General features: G+C 72.0%; 18 protein-coding genes. 9 read left to right on the forward strand and 9 right to left on the reverse strand.

Annotation, left to right across the window (positions count from 1 at the left end; genetic code table 11):
- The 5 genes from ACFVFS_RS19455 to ACFVFS_RS19475 all read right to left on the reverse strand — a co-directional run.
- Nucleotides 1-197, reverse strand: a 197-nt coding sequence (locus ACFVFS_RS19455; RefSeq protein ID WP_380625731.1) for a hypothetical protein, incomplete at its 3' end; no start/stop codon positions are given.
- Nucleotides 194-577, reverse strand: a complete 384-nt coding sequence (locus ACFVFS_RS19460) for a hypothetical protein (protein ID WP_380625734.1) — start codon at nucleotides 575-577, stop codon at nucleotides 194-196. The genes ACFVFS_RS19460 and ACFVFS_RS19455, both read right to left, overlap by 4 nt.
- Nucleotides 578-1,033: 456 nt before the next feature.
- On the reverse strand, nucleotides 1,034-1,894 hold the full coding sequence (locus tag ACFVFS_RS19465; RefSeq protein WP_380625736.1) for a hypothetical protein: 861 nt from the start codon (nucleotides 1,892-1,894) through the stop codon (nucleotides 1,034-1,036).
- Between the two features lie 174 nt (nucleotides 1,895-2,068).
- Nucleotides 2,069-3,391, reverse strand: a complete 1,323-nt coding sequence (gene hisD / locus ACFVFS_RS19470; RefSeq protein WP_380625739.1) for a histidinol dehydrogenase — start codon at nucleotides 3,389-3,391, stop codon at nucleotides 2,069-2,071.
- A 199-nt stretch (nucleotides 3,392-3,590) separates the two neighbouring features.
- Nucleotides 3,591-4,562, reverse strand: a complete 972-nt coding sequence (locus tag ACFVFS_RS19475) for a LacI family DNA-binding transcriptional regulator (RefSeq protein ID WP_380625741.1) — start codon at nucleotides 4,560-4,562, stop codon at nucleotides 3,591-3,593.
- A gap of 302 nt (nucleotides 4,563-4,864) precedes the next feature.
- Between ACFVFS_RS19475 and ACFVFS_RS19480 the strand changes: the two genes are divergently transcribed.
- The 9 genes from ACFVFS_RS19480 to ACFVFS_RS19520 all read left to right on the forward strand — a co-directional run bounded on the left by ACFVFS_RS19480 (nucleotide 4,865) and on the right by ACFVFS_RS19520 (nucleotide 13,950).
- Entirely contained in the window at nucleotides 4,865-5,782 is a 918-nt protein-coding gene (locus ACFVFS_RS19480; protein ID WP_380625743.1) for an ABC transporter permease, read from the forward strand.
- 82 nt (nucleotides 5,783-5,864) lie between these two features.
- Nucleotides 5,865-6,662, forward strand: coding sequence for an ABC transporter permease (locus ACFVFS_RS19485; protein WP_380625745.1), 798 nt, complete (start codon nucleotides 5,865-5,867; stop codon nucleotides 6,660-6,662).
- 21 nt (nucleotides 6,663-6,683) lie between these two features.
- The gene (locus ACFVFS_RS19490) at nucleotides 6,684-7,637 is read left to right on the forward strand and encodes an ABC transporter ATP-binding protein (RefSeq protein ID WP_380625747.1); all 954 of its coding nucleotides are present in this window, start codon (nucleotides 6,684-6,686) and stop codon (nucleotides 7,635-7,637) included.
- The gene (locus ACFVFS_RS19495) at nucleotides 7,634-8,464 is read left to right on the forward strand and encodes an ATP-binding cassette domain-containing protein (RefSeq protein ID WP_380625750.1); all 831 of its coding nucleotides are present in this window, start codon (nucleotides 7,634-7,636) and stop codon (nucleotides 8,462-8,464) included. The genes ACFVFS_RS19490 and ACFVFS_RS19495 overlap by 4 nt, the downstream gene beginning before the upstream one ends.
- A gap of 69 nt (nucleotides 8,465-8,533) precedes the next feature.
- On the forward strand, nucleotides 8,534-10,069 hold the full coding sequence (locus tag ACFVFS_RS19500) for an ABC transporter substrate-binding protein (RefSeq protein ID WP_380625752.1): 1,536 nt from the start codon (nucleotides 8,534-8,536) through the stop codon (nucleotides 10,067-10,069).
- Between the two features lie 72 nt (nucleotides 10,070-10,141).
- A complete protein-coding gene (locus ACFVFS_RS19505) occupies nucleotides 10,142-10,954 on the forward strand; it encodes an IclR family transcriptional regulator (RefSeq protein WP_380625754.1) in 813 nt (270 codons plus the stop codon).
- Nucleotides 10,951-12,138, forward strand: coding sequence for an NAD(P)/FAD-dependent oxidoreductase (locus ACFVFS_RS19510; protein ID WP_380625756.1), 1,188 nt, complete (start codon nucleotides 10,951-10,953; stop codon nucleotides 12,136-12,138). The genes ACFVFS_RS19505 and ACFVFS_RS19510 overlap by 4 nt, the downstream gene beginning before the upstream one ends.
- Nucleotides 12,135-13,103, forward strand: coding sequence for an alpha/beta fold hydrolase (locus tag ACFVFS_RS19515; protein ID WP_380625758.1), 969 nt, complete (start codon nucleotides 12,135-12,137; stop codon nucleotides 13,101-13,103). The genes ACFVFS_RS19510 and ACFVFS_RS19515 overlap by 4 nt, the downstream gene beginning before the upstream one ends.
- Nucleotides 13,104-13,344: 241 nt before the next feature.
- A complete protein-coding gene (locus ACFVFS_RS19520) occupies nucleotides 13,345-13,950 on the forward strand; it encodes an isochorismatase family protein (RefSeq protein ID WP_380625760.1) in 606 nt (201 codons plus the stop codon).
- Nucleotides 13,951-14,154: 204 nt separating this feature from the next.
- Here ACFVFS_RS19520 and ACFVFS_RS19525 read toward each other — a convergent pair whose 3' ends face one another.
- The 4 genes from ACFVFS_RS19525 to ACFVFS_RS19540 form a co-directional block, all read right to left on the reverse strand.
- Nucleotides 14,155-14,589 carry a YdeI/OmpD-associated family protein gene (locus ACFVFS_RS19525; RefSeq protein ID WP_380625762.1) on the reverse strand — a complete coding sequence of 145 codons (435 nt, stop codon included), beginning with the start codon at nucleotides 14,587-14,589 and terminating at the stop codon, nucleotides 14,155-14,157.
- Between the two features lie 109 nt (nucleotides 14,590-14,698).
- On the reverse strand, nucleotides 14,699-15,112 hold the full coding sequence (locus ACFVFS_RS19530) for a VOC family protein (protein ID WP_380625764.1): 414 nt from the start codon (nucleotides 15,110-15,112) through the stop codon (nucleotides 14,699-14,701).
- 106 nt (nucleotides 15,113-15,218) lie between these two features.
- Entirely contained in the window at nucleotides 15,219-15,800 is a 582-nt protein-coding gene (locus ACFVFS_RS19535) for a helix-turn-helix transcriptional regulator (RefSeq protein ID WP_380625766.1), read from the reverse strand.
- A 60-nt stretch (nucleotides 15,801-15,860) separates the two neighbouring features.
- On the reverse strand, nucleotides 15,861-16,271 hold the full coding sequence (locus ACFVFS_RS19540; protein ID WP_380625768.1) for a VOC family protein: 411 nt from the start codon (nucleotides 16,269-16,271) through the stop codon (nucleotides 15,861-15,863).
- Nucleotides 16,272-16,286: the final 15 nt, after the last annotated feature.

The following is a 16,286-nucleotide window of genomic DNA, read 5'->3' on the forward strand; positions in this document are numbered from 1 at the left end:
GCACCGACCGGCCCCCGCAGCACACCGGTCGCACACTCACCGGCAAGCCGCTCGACCACCGCACCGGCACTCCAACCCGGATCGACGGCGACCGGCCGCCCGACCGCCCCGACCGATGGCCGGAACCCGACGGCCGCGCCCGTGCCGGCGGCGGTTCCCGCGTCGGACGGCGGGCCGCTCGCGACGGTGTTCGTCATCCGAGCACCAGGTCCCGGGTGAGGGCCTGGAGGTGGAAGCGGGCGGCGGCGAGGTTGCCCTCGGCGCGGTCGAGCCAGAGGTGGAGCACGAGTTGGCTGTCGAAGGCGGTGTCGATGAAGCAGAGCAGGTGGTAGCTGCTGCCGGCGGTCAGGATGATGTCCTGCACCGGCGCCTCGCGGTCCTCGGCGGCGGTGAAGGTCGCGGCCTCAACGGCCGCCCGTACCAAGTCGGTTGCTTCGGCGGCCGTGGTGTCGTGGTCGCCGGTCGGACTGACTCCGAGGCTGCCCAGGGCGAGCCCGCTGCTCCAGTCGATCAGACTGGCGGCGCGGGCCCCGGCGATCGCCATCGCCCGGGTCAGGCACTCGTCGATACCCGGCACTGGGGCTCCTTCTGAGGGTTCGGGGAGGAGACGGTATGGCGGGTGGGGCCACCGCATACCGGCTGGAATGCCACGACCGGTGGCATGTCCGACTCGGAAGGGTAATGGTGGATTCGCCGCCATGAACGTGCCAGTGGCATATTCACACCATAAGGACACACTTTCAGACACTCTCTGCAGATACGCCGGCTCCGCACTCCGGTCGAGGCGTCGGTCCCGGGCGGGGCCCGATCGGTGTGCGCAGGGGCAGCGACCGACGTGCCGCATGCGGACCGCCCGCTCGGGCGGGTCCACTGGTGGACGCCTTCGTCTCGGCCGCCCGGGCGGTGAGCGGGAGCCGCCCCGCGTTCGCGGCCGCAGGGCAGCCGGCCGCCGCCCGGCCGGCGGGCCGGTGAGCGGTCCGCTCGGACGCGGTCGTGAAACGCGTCCGGCGGGGATCGGTCGTGACGGCGTCGGTCAGCGCGGCGGGGCCTCCGGCAGAGGGAGGGGCGGAACCGCGCCGGTGGCCCGCAGATGCAGGTACGCGGTGGCCAGTTCCTCGTAGGCGCGGGCCATGGCGTCCCGGCGGGCGGCGTCCCCGTCGTCCGTGACGCGGCGGTCGGTGCGGCGCAGCGCGGCGGCTTCCCGATGGAACCGGCTGACCTCCGCGGCGAGCCAGGCGTCCGGGCCCAGGACGGTGACCGGGGTGCGGACGAAGCTGCGGGCGGCGGCGCTCCAGAGGCGGGCGGCACAGGACTCGGGCGAGCGCGCGCACTCCTCGTCGTTCTCCCGGTCGCCGGTCCGGTCACCGATCCGGTCGCCGGTTCGGTCGCCGGTCCGGGCGGCGTCGGCGAGGACCAGGGCGTGGGCGGTCAGGGCGCGGGCCATCTCGTCCAGGACCTCCAGCGCCTCGGCGCCGCCGAGGTCGGTGCTGACCTCGATGTGCTCGGGCTGCAGGCGTTCGATCCCGCTCAACGGGACGCCGCTGATCCGGCACACCTCCGCCGGGTCGAGGCCGGCCGCGAGCGCGCCCAGGACCAGCGGTTCCAGCCGGTCGGTGATCGCCTGCTGCTGGAGGAACCAGTCCCGCAGCGCGTCCCGGGCCTCGTGCCCGTCGCGGAAGTGCAGGGCGGGCTGCTCGGGTGCGTGCCGGGCGGTGCCGTGCTCGATCCGATCGGCCAACGTCCTTCCGTCGAAGGCGAGTCGGCGTTCGGCGGCGGACTCGTCGACGGACTCGTCGACGGGGTGGTCGACGAGGCGTCCCGCTCCGGCGCGGTCGCGGCGCAGCGGGTCCCGGGCGGTGGGCTCGGCGGTCAGGTGGTCGGGCGGGGGCGGCATGGCGGGCGAGCCTTCCGGGCGGACGGACGGTGAGGGGCCGGCGCGGCGGGGCCCGCCGGTACGGGGCGGGCCCCGGTGCGCGGCTGCCGCAGGTCGTCGCCGGGGCGGCTGCCGGGCCCGGTCGTCCACGGTCGACCTGCCGGGTGGCCTGCGGGCGTCACGCGGGGCGGACGGTCAGGCGCGGTCCGCGCCCGCGTAGTGGTCGGTCCACGCCAGCGGGGCCCCGGCGTACTTGGCGGCGCGGACGTCACCGGAGCGGGCGTGCCCCTCGAACAGCTCGACGCGGGCGGCCCGGCCGCACAGCTCCCCGAGGGCCGCGGACGACTTCGGGTCGCGGACCTCCTGGTACGTGACGGTGCGCAGGTACATGCCCACCCACAGGCCGCCGGTGTAGCGGGCCGCGCCGCGGGTCGGCAGGACGTGATTGGTGCCGATGACCTTGTCCCCGTAGGACACGCAGGTGCCCTCGCCGAGGAAGAGGGCGCCGTAGGCGTGCATCTTCTCCAGGGCCTCGCGGGGGTTCTCGGTGAGGACCTGGACGTGCTCGTAGGCGAAGGAGTCGGCGATGCGGTAGGCCTCGTCGAGGTCGTCGGCCAGGACGATCTGGCCGTGGTCGCGCCAGGCGGGGCCGGCGATGTCGCCGGTCTGCAGCCCGGGCAGGATCTCCTCGATGTGCCGCTGCACCGCGGTGGCGACGCGTTCGCTGGTCGTGATCAGGACGGCGGGGGAGTCCGGGCCGTGCTCGGCCTGCGAGAGCAGGTCGACCGCAGCGATGAACGGGTCGGCCGTGTCGTCGGCGACGACGAGGATCTCGGTCGGGCCGGCGAACAGGTCGATGCCGACCTCGCCGAACAGCTGGCGCTTGGCCTCGGCGACGTAGGCGTTGCCCGGGCCCGCCAGCATGTCGACGGGCGTCATGGTCTCGGTGCCGACGCTCATCGCGGCGATGGCCTGGACGCCGCCGAGGATGTGGATCTCGTCCGCGCCGGCCAGGTGCATCGCGGCGACGGTGGCGGCGGGGATCTCGCCGCGGATCGGCGGGGTGCAGGCGACCACGCGCGGTACGCCGGCCGCCTTGGCGGTCACGACGGTCATGTGCGCGGAGGCGGTCAGCGGGTAGCGGCCGCCGGGGATGTACGCGCCGACGGACCGGATCGGCACGTGGCGGTGGCCGAGGAGGACGCCGGGCTCGGACTCGATCTCGATCTCGGACATCGAGGCGCGCTGGGCCTCGGCGAACCGGCGGACATTGGCCTGGACGGTCTTGATGTCCTCGATGACCTGCGGGTCGAGGCTGTTCATGATCTCGGCGAGCTGCGCCTCGTCCAGCCGGAAGGACTCCGGTTCCCAGTGGTCGAAGCGCGCCGAGAGCTCGCGGACCGCCGCGTCGCCGCGGCTGCGGACGTCGGCGATCAGCTCGCGGACGGTCTGCGCGACGGCGTCGTTGCCGGAGGGGGCGGTGGACGGGGTGACAGCGGCCTTGATGGTGCGGGACACGCCGAGCTCCTCATTCAGGTGTGGATACGTATCCATTGGATACGTATCCACAGCATGGAAGGCGGATGACTCGATGGTCAAGGGGTGATTCATGAGCAGTTCGGAAACCGTTCACGCGAACAGGGCGCGGACGGTCCGCGCATCCGGTGGCCGGATGTGCCGCGGGACGGGGCGCGCCGCGGGGGCGGGCGCCCCGGGATCAGGCGGGCGGCGCCGTGGTGGAGCGCGGGACGAACTCCACCGGCAGGACCTCGTGCCGGTGCGGCAGGTCCGGGTGCTCCAGCCGGTCCAGCAGCAGCTCCACGCCGACCTGGGCGATCCGCTCCAGCGGCTGGCGCACCGTCGTCAGGTCGATGCGCTCCCACGCGGACAGCGGCACGTCGTCGCAGCCCACCACGCTCAGCTCCGCCGGTACCGCGACGCCCGCCGCCGCGGCCGCGTTCAGCGCGGCGTACGCCATCACGTCGTTGTGGCAGAACAGGGCCGTGGGCGGTTCGGCGCTCGCGAGCAGGCTGCGCACCGCGGCGTACGCGGTGGCGTAGTCGTAGGCTCCGTCGGCCTCCGCGAGGGCGACGCCCCCCGTCGCCGCCACCTTGTCGCGGAAGGCGCGGGAGCGCTGCTGGGCGGTGCTCGCCCCGGCCAGGCCGCGCACCATCGCGATCCGGCGGTGTCCGAGGTCCAGCAGGTGCCGCGCCGCGAGTTCGCCGGCGGCCGTGTTGTCGGCCTCGACCTGATCGGCCGGGAAGTCCGGGAGCGTGCGGTGGCACAGGACCAGCGGGATCCCGTGCGCCAGCAGCCGATGGGCGAGCGGATCCCGCTCGACCGCCGAGCTGAACACGACCCCGTCGACGCCTTCGCGGCGCAGGAGCGCCAGCCCCTCCTCGTCCGACATCACGTCGGTGACCAGCGACAGGCGCAGGCCGTGCTCGTGCAGGACGCGCTCGATCGCCTTGACCATCACGGGGTAGAACGGGTTCGTCAGATCGCGGATCACCACGCCGATCAGGCCGGACCGCGCGCCCACCAGGCTCCGCGCCGCCTGGCTGGGCTGGAAGTCGTACTTCGCGACCACCTCCAGCACGCGCCGCCGGGTCTCCGGGGCGACGCTCCCGCCGTTCAGGACGCGGGAGACCGTCGACTGTGCGACTCCGGCCTCCCGTGCGATCTGCACGCTCGTGACAGTGGGCCGTCGCGCCATGGGTTCCTACCTCCGGATCAGGTCGAGGCCAGCATAGGGATCCCCGTCCGGCCTTCGCTCCCGCGGTCGCGCGCCGGGCCCGGTCGCGCCGCCAGTGCGGCCGTCAACTCCCGTTCCGTACAAGCAAGTTGTGCGGGTCAGGAGACCGCATCGCAAAACCGGCCCCGGGTTTCTCGCATCGTGGAAAAGCATTGACGCATGATGGAAAACCCTGCTAAACGTTTCCCCCCCGGCCTTGAGTCGTACACCACGATGTACCCGAATGAGGAGGATCGTTGGGCTACTACGTCGGACGACGTCTGCTGGAAGTCGTCCCCACACTCTTCCTGATCGTGACGATCGTCTTCTTCCTCGTATTCATCGTGGGGGACCCGGTCGCGCTGATGCTCGGTGAGAACGCCACGCCCGAGCGGATCGCGGCGATTCGCGACGCGATGGGACTGGACGACCCGCTACCGGTCCAGTACTGGCATTACATCGTTTCCGCCGTCACCGGAGACTTCGGCGACTCGTACCAATACCATGAACCCGCCCTGGGAATCGTCCTGGAGCGTCTTCCCGCCACACTGATGCTCGCCATCGGGTCGATCGTCCTGGCCTTGGTCATCGCCATTCCGATGGGGGTTTGGGCGGCGATGCACCGGGGCGGTGCCGTCGACCACCTCGTTTCCTCGGTGTCGGTCGTCGCCAAGGCGGTGCCGAGTTTCTGGCTCGGCATTATGCTCATCATGCTGATCTCCGTGAACCTGGGCTGGCTCCCGGTCTCCGGCAGCGGCACCTGGGCCCACCTGGTGCTTCCCATGGTCACGCTCGGCACGGGCACCGCGGCCGAGATCACCCGGCTCGTGCGTTCGAGCATGGTGGAGATCCTCGGACAGGACTACATTCGAACCGCGTACGGCAAAGGCCTGCGTGAATCGTTCGTCGTCTTCAAACACGGCTTCAGCAACGCCTTCATTCCCGTCGCGTCGATCACCGTGCTCCAGTTCTCCGCGCTGCTCAGCGGCGCACTCGTCACCGAGGCCGTATTCGCGTGGCCGGGTCTCGGGCAGCTCCTGGTCAAAGCGGTGACCCAGCGGGACATGCCCATCGTGCAGGCGGCGGTCTTCGTCGTCGCGGTGATGGTCATCGGGCTGAGCATTCTGTCCGACATTTCCTTCAAGCTCGTGGACAGGCGGATCAACCTTGACTGAATCCCTCAGCCTTCCGCAGGCGCGCACCCGCGCGCGGACCGGGAAGGCCTTCCGGAACATTCCCTTTCCGGCCGTCGTCGGAATGGTTCTCGTGATCGTGCCGGCCGTCGTCGCGATATTCGCACCGTGGATCATGCCGCACGACCCCGCGGCGATCGACCCGTCGCGGGCGCTCATCCCGCCGCTCCCGTTCGAGGGGAGCGACCCGGCCTATCTGCTGGGCACCGACAACCTCGGCCGCGACATGCTCAGCCGCCTCATCGACGGCTCGCGCATCTCGCTGCTGGTCGGGGTGCTCGGTGTGGTCCTCGCCGGATCGATCGGCCTGGTGGCCGGCCTGCTCGCCGGCTACTACGGACGGTTCGTCGACGCGGCGATCATGCGCCTGGTGGACGCGCTCCTCGCCATCCCCGGCATCCTGCTGATCCTCGTCATCCTCGGCGTGGTGAAGCCCGGCCTGACGACGCTCGTCGTCGTGCTCGGCCTGACGAACTGGGTGGTCTACGCCCGTCAGATCCGGGCGGAGGTCCTGGAGATCCGCGAGCGCCTGTTCGTCGAGGCGGCGAAGAACTTCGGGGTGTCGCACACGCGGATCCTCGTCCGGCACATCACGCCGAACGTCATGCCGACGTTCATCGTCCTCTCCACGCTGAGCGTGGCGACCATCATCATCACGGAGTCGTCCCTCAGCTTCCTGGGCCTGGGGGTGCAGCCCCCCGACGTCTCCTGGGGGCTGATGCTCACCAGCGGACGCGACTACATCACCAACGCGTGGTGGCTCAGCACGCTGCCGGGCCTGGCGATCGCCGGCACGGTGCTCGGAATCCTGCTCCTCGGCGACTGGCTGCGGGACGCGCTCGACCCGCGACTGGGGGTGTGAACCATGCACGGAAACGAACCCATGCTCAGCATCCGCGACCTCCGCGTGAAGGCGGAGAAGCACGACCTCACGCTCGTCGACGGCGTGTCGCTCGACATCGGTGCCGGCGAACGGGTGGCCCTGGTGGGCGAATCCGGATCCGGCAAGAGCCTCACCTGCATGTCGATCATCAAGCTGCTGGCGAGGGGACTGCGGATCTCGGGCGGCGAGATCGCCTGGCAGGGCGAGGACATCACCCGGGTCTCCGCGGGCCGGATGCGGCAGCTGCGGGGCCGGGAGATCTCGATGATCTACCAGGAGCCGCTGACCTCGCTCAACCCGGTCCTCTCGATCGGGAACCAGCTGGGCGAGGCCGCCAAGCACGTCTCCGCGTCGCGCGCCGATGTGCTGTCGATGCTCGACCGGGTCGGATTCGACAAGCCGGAGCGGGTGCTGCGGCAGCGCCCCCACGAGCTGTCGGGCGGGATGCGCCAGCGCGTGATGATCGCGATGGCGCTGCTGGGCCGGCCCCGGCTGCTCCTCGCCGACGAGCCCACGACGGCGCTCGACGTCACGGTGCAGGACCAGGTGCTGAAGCTCATCTACGACATCACCGTCGAGACGGGCACCGCCCTGCTGCTGGTGAGCCACGACCTCAACGTCGTGCGCCGGATCGCGGACACGGTCGCGGTGCTGTACACCGGGCGGATCGCGGAGAGCGGGCCGACCGAACGGGTGCTGTCCGAGCCCAGGCACCCGTACACCGACGCCCTGCTGCGCTCGGTCCCCTCGCTCGGGTCGAAGGCCGACCGGCTCACCGCCATCCCCGGACGGGTGCCGACGCCCGGCGAGTGGACGGACGGCTGCCGGTTCGCCTCGCGCTGCGAACTCGCCACCGGGGCCTGCGCCGAGAAGCCGATGTTCACGGAGTTCCAGGCGCAGGCAGCGGCCTGCTGGCACACCGACAGCCTGATCGAGTCGAAGGGCGCACGATGACCACCGACACCGCGCTGCCGGACACGTCCTCGGACGCGGCCGTCCACGTCACGGCCCTGTGCAAGACCTTCCGCGTCGCGGACGGGTTCTTCGGCCGCAAGAAGGACTTCGCCGCGGTGCGCGACGTCGACCTGTCCGTGCCCAAGGGCGCCACGCTGGGCGTCATCGGGGAGTCGGGCTCCGGGAAGACCACGGTCGCCCGGATGCTGGCGGGACTGCTGACGCCGACCTCGGGTGACATCCTGGTCACCGGCGCACCGGTCTTCGACGCCAAGGGGCGTACGACGGCCGCGGGGCGCACCGCGGCGCAGATGGTGTTCCAGGACCCGTACTCCGCGCTGAATCCGCGGATGAACGTGCGCTCCATCCTCGCCGAGCCGCTGACCGTGGCGCCGCGCGCGAGCCGGCCGGAGATCGCCCGGCGGGTGGCCGAACTCACCGACCAGGTCGGCATGTCGGCCTCCGCGCTGGAGAAGTACCCGCACGAGTTCTCGGGCGGGCAGCGGCAGCGCCTGGTGATCGCCCGCGCACTGGCGCGCAAGCCCCAGGTGCTGATCTGCGACGAGCCGGTCTCCGCGCTCGACGTCTCGATCCAGAGCCAGATCCTCAACCTCCTCAAGGACCTCCAGGACGAGCTGGGCCTGACCTACGTCTTCATCGGCCACGGGCTGGAGAGCGTCCACTTCATGAGTGACCGGATCAGCGTCATGTACAAGGGCGCGGTCGTCGAGCACGGCACGGCGGACGACATCCTCCACCGCCCCGGCCACGAGTACACCCGGCGGCTCATCGAGTCCTCGCGGGCGCAGCCCTTCAAGACCCGCTGACCGTCCCACCGCAGCCGGGCCCGCCGGCCTCAGCGGGAGCAGACGAAACGTTTCGTGAAAGGACCGACCATGAAGAAGAGACTCACCGCGGCACTGGCCGTGGCCGCCCTGCCGATGGCCGGGTGCATGCCGGTGTCGAGCGGCGCGGCCGAGGGCGGCGGGCAGAAGGACACCCTCGTGTTCGCCCAGAACGTCGATCCGCGCAACCTCGACCCGCAGAACGCCGTGCAGACGTCGGCGGACCGCATCAACCGGAACATCTACGACCGGCTGTTCACCAGGGACCGGTCGATGAAGATCGTTCCCCAGCTGGTGACCGACTACAAGCAGGTCGACGAGGAGACCTGGACGTTCCAGCTCCGCCAGGACGTCAAGTTCCAGGACGGGTCGCCGCTGACCGCCAAGGACGTCGTGTTCACCATCCACCGCCTGAAGGACCCCGCGCTGCTGGAGGCCCGGTGGTACGAGCAGATCGCCGACGCCACGGCGGTCGGCGACCACGAGGTGCGGATCAAGACCAAGGGCGCGATGCCGACCCTGCTCGCGGTGCTGGCGAAGAGCGGCGCCGACATCGTCCCGTCGGCCTTCATCGAGAAGAACGGCATCGACGCGTTCGTGAAGGCCCCCTTCGGGTCCGGCCCGTACAAGTTCGTCGACTGGAAGCGCGACGACCGCGTCACCCTGGAGCGCAACGACGCCTACTGGGGCGGCGCCCCGAAGTGGAAGCGCGTCGAGGTCCGCACCATTCCCGAGAACTCCACGCGCGTCTCCGAACTCCTCACCGGTGGCGTCGACGTCGCGACCGACGTCCCGGTGATCGACTGGAAGCGCGTCGACGCGGGCAAGACCGCGATGGAGCTGGGTGAGACGACCCGGGTGATGCTGCTCGTCCTGCGCCTGGACGACCAGTACGCGACGAAGGACCCCCGGGTCCGCGAGGCGATCGACCTCGCGATCGACAAGAAGGCGATCGTCGACACGCTCTTCGGCGGCAAGGCGACGCCGGTGCGCACGCGCGCCCCGAAGACGGTGTTCGGTGGGGACCCGTCCCTCTACAACACCTCCGCGTACGACCCCGAGCGGGCGAAGAAGCTGGTGCAGGAGGCGGCCGCGGACGGCCGCGGCGTGAAGCTGCACTACAGCGCGTCGCGCGGAACCTACCCGATGGACGCCGAGCTCGCCGAGATGGTCACCGCGATGCTCAAGAAGGCCGGCTTCACCGTCGAGCTGGAGATCCTGGAGGGCGGCGCCTTCGGGGACATCTACAGCAAGTACACCAACAAGGACGTCTACCAGGTCGCCTTCGCGGACGGCCTGATGGACTCCTCGTACGCGCTCCAGGGCTTCTCCACCGTCCTGGGAAAGCCCCGGATGGGATACAGCAACCCGAAGGTCGACGAGCTGCTCGCCCAGGCCAACCGGACGATGGACGAGGCCCAGCGCAAGACGGCGTACTACGAGGTGCAGAAGATCATCGCCGACACGGACCGGCCGATGGTGTCCCTGTACACCCAGCCCGCGGCGTTCGGCGTCTCGAAGGACGTGAAGTTCACGCCGCGCGCCGACGACGGGTTCGTGTTCGACGACGTGGCGCTCGCGAAGTAACGCCGGGGATCCGGCCGGCGCGGGTGCCGTCCGGAACCCCCTGCCGAATCGATGTGGGAAGGAGAAATCACCATGGGGGCCATTGATTCGAACGGCGGTGGCCGGCGAACGCCCGGCGCCGTGCAGTCGATCAGCAGGGCGTTCGCGGTCCTGGAGGCCGTGGTCGACAGCGAGGACCCGATCGGGGTCTCCGACCTGGCCCGGTGCAGCGGCCTCCCGGTCGGCACGGTCCACCGCCTGGCCCAGACCCTCCACGAACTCGGCTACGTCCGCAAGGACGAGCACAGCAAGTACCTGCCCGGGCCGCGCCTGTTGAAGCTGGCCAAGAGCAACCAGCAGGCGATCGCGGTCGTCGCCCAGCCCTACCTCGACGACCTCGCCAAGCGCTACGGGGAGTCGGTCGCCGTCGGCACGCTGAACGGGGACTACGTCGTCTACCTGGCCAAGACGCCGGGGTCGCGGTCGATCAGGATCTACACGAGCCTGGACGAGCCCGTGTACCCGCATTCCTCGGCGATCGGGAAGATGCTGCTCAGCGAACTCGCCGAGGACCGGGTCCGCCTGATCCTCGGTCACACGCGGATGCCGCGCTTCACCGACTCGACCATCACCGATCCGAACGCCCTGCTCGCCGAGCTGGCCGCCGTGCGCGCCCGCGGGTTCGCCGTCAACGAGGGGGAGCAGGAAGCGGGGATGCGGTGCGTGTCCGTCGCCATCCCCTTCGAGGGGCAGCAACTCGGGTTCTCGCTCTCCGCCCCGACCCTGCGGATGTCCGACGCGGTGCTCGCCGAGATCGTCACGGGCCTGAAGCGGGCCGCCATCGCCCTCGCCGCGGAGCTGGACGGCGCACGAGGCCTTTCACAGAAGGAGATCCACGGCAAGTGAACAGCGTCACGACCACGAACAGCGTCACGACCACCAACAACGGCAAGGACACCTCGTCCACCGTCGTCATCGGCGGAGGGATCGCCGGTGTGACCACCGCCTTCCACCTGGCGCGCCGCGGAGCCCGGGTCACGCTCGTCGACGACGGCGGGTTCGGCCAGGCGACCGCGGCCAGCGCGGGGATCATCGCTCCCTGGGTGTCCTCCTCCGAGGGCGGCTTCTACGAGGCCTACGCCGCCGGCGGCAACTACTACCCCGAGTTCCTGTCGCAGCTGGAGACGCTCGGGATCCCCGAACTCGGGTACCGCCGATCCGGCGCGCTGATGGTGAGTGCGGACGCCGCCGAGGTCGACGCCGTCGAGGAGCGGATCGCCGGCCGCGTGCGCGACGCCGGACCGGTGGCGGGAACCGTCGAACGGGTGGACGGCGCCCGCGCGCAGCGGCTGTTCCCGGCGCTCGCCCCCGGGCTGAGCGGACTGCTGGTCACGGGCGGCGGCCGGGTCGACGGCCGGATCCTCCGTGACGCGGCCCTGACCGGGGCGATCGCGTTCGGCGCCCGGCACCTGGTCGACTCGGTCATCGGCCTCGACTCCTCGGCGGCCGGCTGGCGGGTGCGGACGACGACGGCGGACCTCGACGCCGACGCGGTCGTGGTGGCCGCGGGTGCGCGCGTCACCGATCTGCTCGGCAGGCTCGACCTCCGCGCCGGCATCAGCCCGCAGCGCGGGCAGATCGTCCACCTCGGCCTGCCCGGCGTCAACACCTCCCCGTGGCCGACCCTCCACCCGTTCGCCGACCACTACATGACGCCCTTCGACGGCGGCCGGATCGCCGTCGGGGCCACCCGCGAGACCGGAAGCGGATTCGACGCGAGGGTGACCGCGGCCGGGCAGCTGTCGGTGCTGAGCAAGGCCCTTGAGCTCGCACCGGGTCTGGCGGAGGCGACCGTGCTGGAGACCCGGGTGGGCATCCGCCCCATGTCGGACAGCCAGCTGCCGCTGGTCGGCCGGGTGCCCGGCGAGGACGGCCTCTGGCTGGTCGCCGGCTACGGCGCGGGCGGGCTGACGATGGGTCCGCTGCTCGGCGACGCCGTCGCGCGCGACGTGCTGGGCGAGGCGGCCCCCGAACTGGACGCCTTCACCGTGGCGGTGGAGCGGCGGGCCGGTGGGGGACGGGCCCGATGACGATCGCCTCGCACGAGTACCGCCGGTCGTGGGTCGAGGTCGCGGGCGGCCGGTCCACGGTCGGGGTGTGGGAGCCGGTGGCGCCCCCGCCCGGACCGGTGCCCACCGTCTGCGCGATCCACGGCATCACCTCGAACCACCTCTTCCTCGCCGGCCTCGCCGCCGCACTGCCGGGCGTCCGGGTCATCGGCCCCGACCTTCGGGGGCGGGCGGGTTCACGGCACCTCGGCGCCCCGTACGGGATGCGGGCGCACGCGGAGGACGTGCTGGCCGCGGTCGAGGCCTTCGCCGAGCCCGGGGCGGTGACCCTGGTCGGCCACTCCCTCGGGGGGTTCGTCGCGATGACCCTCGCGGGGCTCGTCGCCGGGGAGCCCGCGGCCGCGGAGCACCGCTTCCCGGGGCTCGTCCTCATCGACGGGGGGCTTCCCCGGCCGCCCCGGACCGCCGGGGCGGCCGCCGCCGAGAACCTGCTCGCCGCCGTGGGGCCGGCCGCCCGCCTCTCCATGGTGTTCGCCGGCGCCGACGAGTACCTGGACTTCTTCCGCGCCCACCCGGCCTTCGCCGACGGGGTGGACCCGGTGGCGCGGGAGAGCTTCGGCTACGACCTGGTCGCCGAGGAGGGTGGCGGCTACCGCGCCTCCACCTCGATCGAGGCGATGCGGGCGGACTCCGACGACGTGTACGGCGCACCGGACTTCGGCCGCGGCGTGGAGCGCGTCATGGGGGACCCCGCCCGCCGGCGCGACGTCCACCTGATCGTCGCGGAGAGCGACCTGGTCGCCGCCCGCCCCGGCCTCTACACGGCCGAGATCCTCGACGGCTACCGGCGGCGGTGGCCCGGCGTACGGATCACCGAGGTCCCGGACACCAACCACTACGACATCCTGCTCTCCGGCCACGGCATCCGCGCCTGCGCCGAAGCGGTGCTCGCCACTTTCGCCACTCCCGGCGACGACCGCGGCTGATCCTCCAGCCGCCCACCGGGACGCGGCCGGCACCGGCGACCGCCTCGCCGGGCACCGCCGGCGGCCCGCGACCACCGCGCGCCGCGACCACCGCGCGCCGCGACCACCGCGCGCCGCAGGCCCCGTGACCAACCGTGCCCGGGCCCCTGCCGACCGGTCCCGCGTCCCCGGCCCGATCTTCCGGCGACACCCGCCGGACCACCGCAGCGGACAACGCGCTGCCCAGAAAGGAACACCGCACATGCCTCTCTTCGACCCTGCCACCACCGCCCTCGTCTGTATCGACCTCCAGGGGGCCAACCTCTCGCACGGGGCCGCGCCGTACTCCCCGGAGGAGGTGCTCGACCAGAGCCTGCGGCTGCTGGCGGCCGCGCGCGCCGCCGGATCGCTGGTGGTCCACGTCCGCACCTCCTTCCTCCCCGACGAGTCGGACTCGCTGCAGCCGCTGCGCATCGAGCAGATGCGCCCGGCGCGGCCGCACCGCGAGCCGGGGTGGGACCAGCTGCTGCCGGAGGTCGCGCCCACGCCGACCGAGCCGGTGATCGCGAAGCGCAGCTGGAACGCGTTCCACGGGTCCGACCTGGACGTGCAGCTGCGCCGGCACGGGATCACGACGATCGTCCTGGCGGGGATGTCCACCAACTTCGGCGTCGAGGGCACCGGTCGAGCCGCCTACGAGCACTACTACAACGTGGTGTTCGCGAACGAGGCGATGTCCTCGGTCACGGCGGAGGGCCATGAGTTCTCGGTGGCGAACATCCTGCCGCTGATCGGCGTGGTGCGCTCGGTCGACGAGGTCGTCGGCGCCTTCGCGGGCAGCAGGGTGAACGACGAGGTCGCCGTCTGACCCCGGCCCCCGCCGGTGCGAGCGCCTGCCCGAAGGCCGCTCGCCCTTGAACGAGCCGCGCCCGGTTCCAGCACCCCACCGGGCGCGGCTCACCCCGGTCCGTGCGTCCGCCCCCGGCGCGCCGCCCTCCAGCGGCGGGTTCCGCCCGAGGGGGCCTGCGCCGCCGGGCAGGGCCGGGCCTGCGGGGAGGCGGTCTCCCGGGCTTCAGCCGCGCAGGGCGGCGACGGCCTTCTCGATGCGCCGCCGGCGCGTGTCGGGCCGCTTCGCGCTCTCGACGGCGCGCACGTGCTCGCGCTTGCGGCTCTGGGTGAGGTTGTCGTAGGCGGCGCGGGCGACGGGGTCGTCGTCCAGGGCCCGGGCGAAGTCCGGGGGCTCGACGGCGACGCGCGGCAGGGTGTCGAGCTCCACCTCGACCTCGACCTCGTCGCCGATCGCGACACCCGCGGCCCGCCGGTCGGCGTTGCTGAGGCCGAGCAGGTGGCGGCCGCGCAGCAGGGCGACCCGGCTGTTCCAGGAATGCCCGTTGAGCGTGATCGTCACCGGCGGACGCGCGCCCCCGCCGAGGGCCGCCACCACCTCGGGCGGAACCTCCAGGCCCCGCATGGGCTCGGGGGGCTCGACCTGGGCGCGAAACTTCATGGTCCTTCTCCTGGTGTTCCATCGACTCGCCGCGGATCCGGGACCCGCGCCGTGCGCCGGGACGGCACGGTAGGCGCCGTCCCGGGCGGCTGCGGGGCAGGGGGTTCGGCTACTCGGCGTAGGGCTGGTCGGTTCCCTGGGCGCTGTAGCCGAGGCTCCAGACATAGCCGTCCGGGTCGGCGAAGGTGCCGCCGTACCCGCCCCACGGCAGCGCACCGGCGGGCTTGAGGACCGTGGCGCCGGCCTCCTGGGCCTCCGCCATGATCTCGTCGACCCGGGCCTCACTGCGGACCACGTAGGTCAGGACCAGCCCGCTGAAGCCGCTGCCTTCCGGGTCCGTGCCCACCTGGCCGGCCAGGCCCTTGCGGTCGTAGAAGCCGACCGGCGAGGCTCCGTCCGACTCGAAGAACACCGAGATGCCGTAGTCGTTCTGGATCTTCCAGCCGAGCCCCTCGGTGTAGAACCGCTTGGCCCGGTCCATGTCCCGGACACCGAGGAGGATCGAGCTGACGTGCGCCTTCATGACGTGCTCCTTGCACTGTGGATGTGTTGTACACCCGCCGCATGCGGCGGACCGGCGGATGCCCGGCCCGTCCGGGGTGCGGCGGAAGGGGTGGTTGCCGTGGTCATCACGCTAGGGGCGGCGTGGTGGCCGGGGCTTCTCGATTCCTGACCGGTCTTGCGACCTGCTTCGCCACGCACGCCGGCATCCCCGCCAGCGTGACCGCCGCGCCCGCGTGGCGGGTCGGCCCGGCGCTGTCGGCGCGGTCGCTCTCCGTGGCCGCGGTGTCCGCCGTGTCCGCCGCAGCCGCCTCCTCCGCAGCCGCCTCCTCCGCCGCTTCCGCAGCCTGGCGGCGGAAGGCCCCGGGCGGCATGCCGACCAGCTCGGTGAAGCGGGTGGTGAACGTGCCCAGCGACGCGCAGCCGACCGCGAAGCAGACCTCGGTGACGCTGAGGTCGCCCCGCCGCAGCAGCGCCGTCGCCCGCTCGATGCGGCGCGTCATCAGGTACGCGTACGGCGACTCGCCGTAGGCGGCCCGGAACTGCCGACTCAGGTGTCCGGCGGACATGCAGGCCTCGCGGGCGAGCGCCTCCACGTTCAGCGGCTGCGCGTACTCCCGGTCGATCCGATCGCGGACGCGGCGCAGCCGCGCGAGATCCGCCAGGCGCTGCGCCTGGACGCGTGCACGCCGCCATTCCGGCTCACACATGAGAAGTCCCCCTCTGCCTCTCGTCTCTTCCCGGACCGGCCGAGCAGGCCCCTCCGCCCCTCAGCGCAGCTCCTGGATGCGGACCAGGTTGCCCGCGGGGTCGCGGAAGGCGCAGTCGCGGACGCCGTACGGCTGCTCGGTCGGTTCCTGGACGACCTCGGTGTCACCGGCCTGCACCTTCTCGAACACGGCGTCGAGGTCGGGGGTGGCCAGCAGGATCCAGCCGTAGGTGCCCTTGGCCATCATCTCGGTGACCGTGCGGCGCTCGTCCTCGGTGATGCCGGGATCGGAGGCGGGCGGCGCCAGCAGGATCGAGGTGCCCGGCTGACCGGCCGGGCCGACGGTGATCCAGCGCATCCTGCCCTGCCCGACGTCGCTGCGGACCTCGAAGCCGAGGACGTCGCGCCAGAAGGCGACCGACGCGTCCGGGTCGTCGTGCGGAAGGACCGTCGTGTGAATGGTGATCTCCATGACGAGAACGCTAGA

This window comes from Kitasatospora sp. NPDC057692, from assembly GCF_042799475.1.
Lineage (GTDB): Bacteria > Actinomycetota > Actinomycetes > Streptomycetales > Streptomycetaceae > Kitasatospora.

Coding starts and splice junctions, on each gene's coding strand:
- ACFVFS_RS19515 (WP_380625758.1), top strand. CDS start 12,135: ATGACGATCGCCTCGCACGAGTACCGCCGGTCGTGGGTCGAGGTCGCG.
- ACFVFS_RS19490 (WP_380625747.1), top strand. CDS start 6,684: ATGCTCAGCATCCGCGACCTCCGCGTGAAGGCGGAGAAGCACGACCTC.
- ACFVFS_RS19465 (WP_380625736.1), bottom strand. CDS start 1,894: ATGCCGCCCCCGCCCGACCACCTGACCGCCGAGCCCACCGCCCGGGAC.
- ACFVFS_RS19540 (WP_380625768.1), bottom strand. CDS start 16,271: ATGGAGATCACCATTCACACGACGGTCCTTCCGCACGACGACCCGGAC.
- ACFVFS_RS19485 (WP_380625745.1), top strand. CDS start 5,865: ATGGTTCTCGTGATCGTGCCGGCCGTCGTCGCGATATTCGCACCGTGG.
- ACFVFS_RS19520 (WP_380625760.1), top strand. CDS start 13,345: ATGCCTCTCTTCGACCCTGCCACCACCGCCCTCGTCTGTATCGACCTC.
- ACFVFS_RS19535 (WP_380625766.1), bottom strand. CDS start 15,800: ATGTGTGAGCCGGAATGGCGGCGTGCACGCGTCCAGGCGCAGCGCCTG.
- ACFVFS_RS19530 (WP_380625764.1), bottom strand. CDS start 15,112: ATGAAGGCGCACGTCAGCTCGATCCTCCTCGGTGTCCGGGACATGGAC.
- ACFVFS_RS19505 (WP_380625754.1), top strand. CDS start 10,142: ATGGGGGCCATTGATTCGAACGGCGGTGGCCGGCGAACGCCCGGCGCC.
- ACFVFS_RS19500 (WP_380625752.1), top strand. CDS start 8,534: ATGAAGAAGAGACTCACCGCGGCACTGGCCGTGGCCGCCCTGCCGATG.
- ACFVFS_RS19495 (WP_380625750.1), top strand. CDS start 7,634: ATGACCACCGACACCGCGCTGCCGGACACGTCCTCGGACGCGGCCGTC.
- ACFVFS_RS19525 (WP_380625762.1), bottom strand. CDS start 14,589: ATGAAGTTTCGCGCCCAGGTCGAGCCCCCCGAGCCCATGCGGGGCCTG.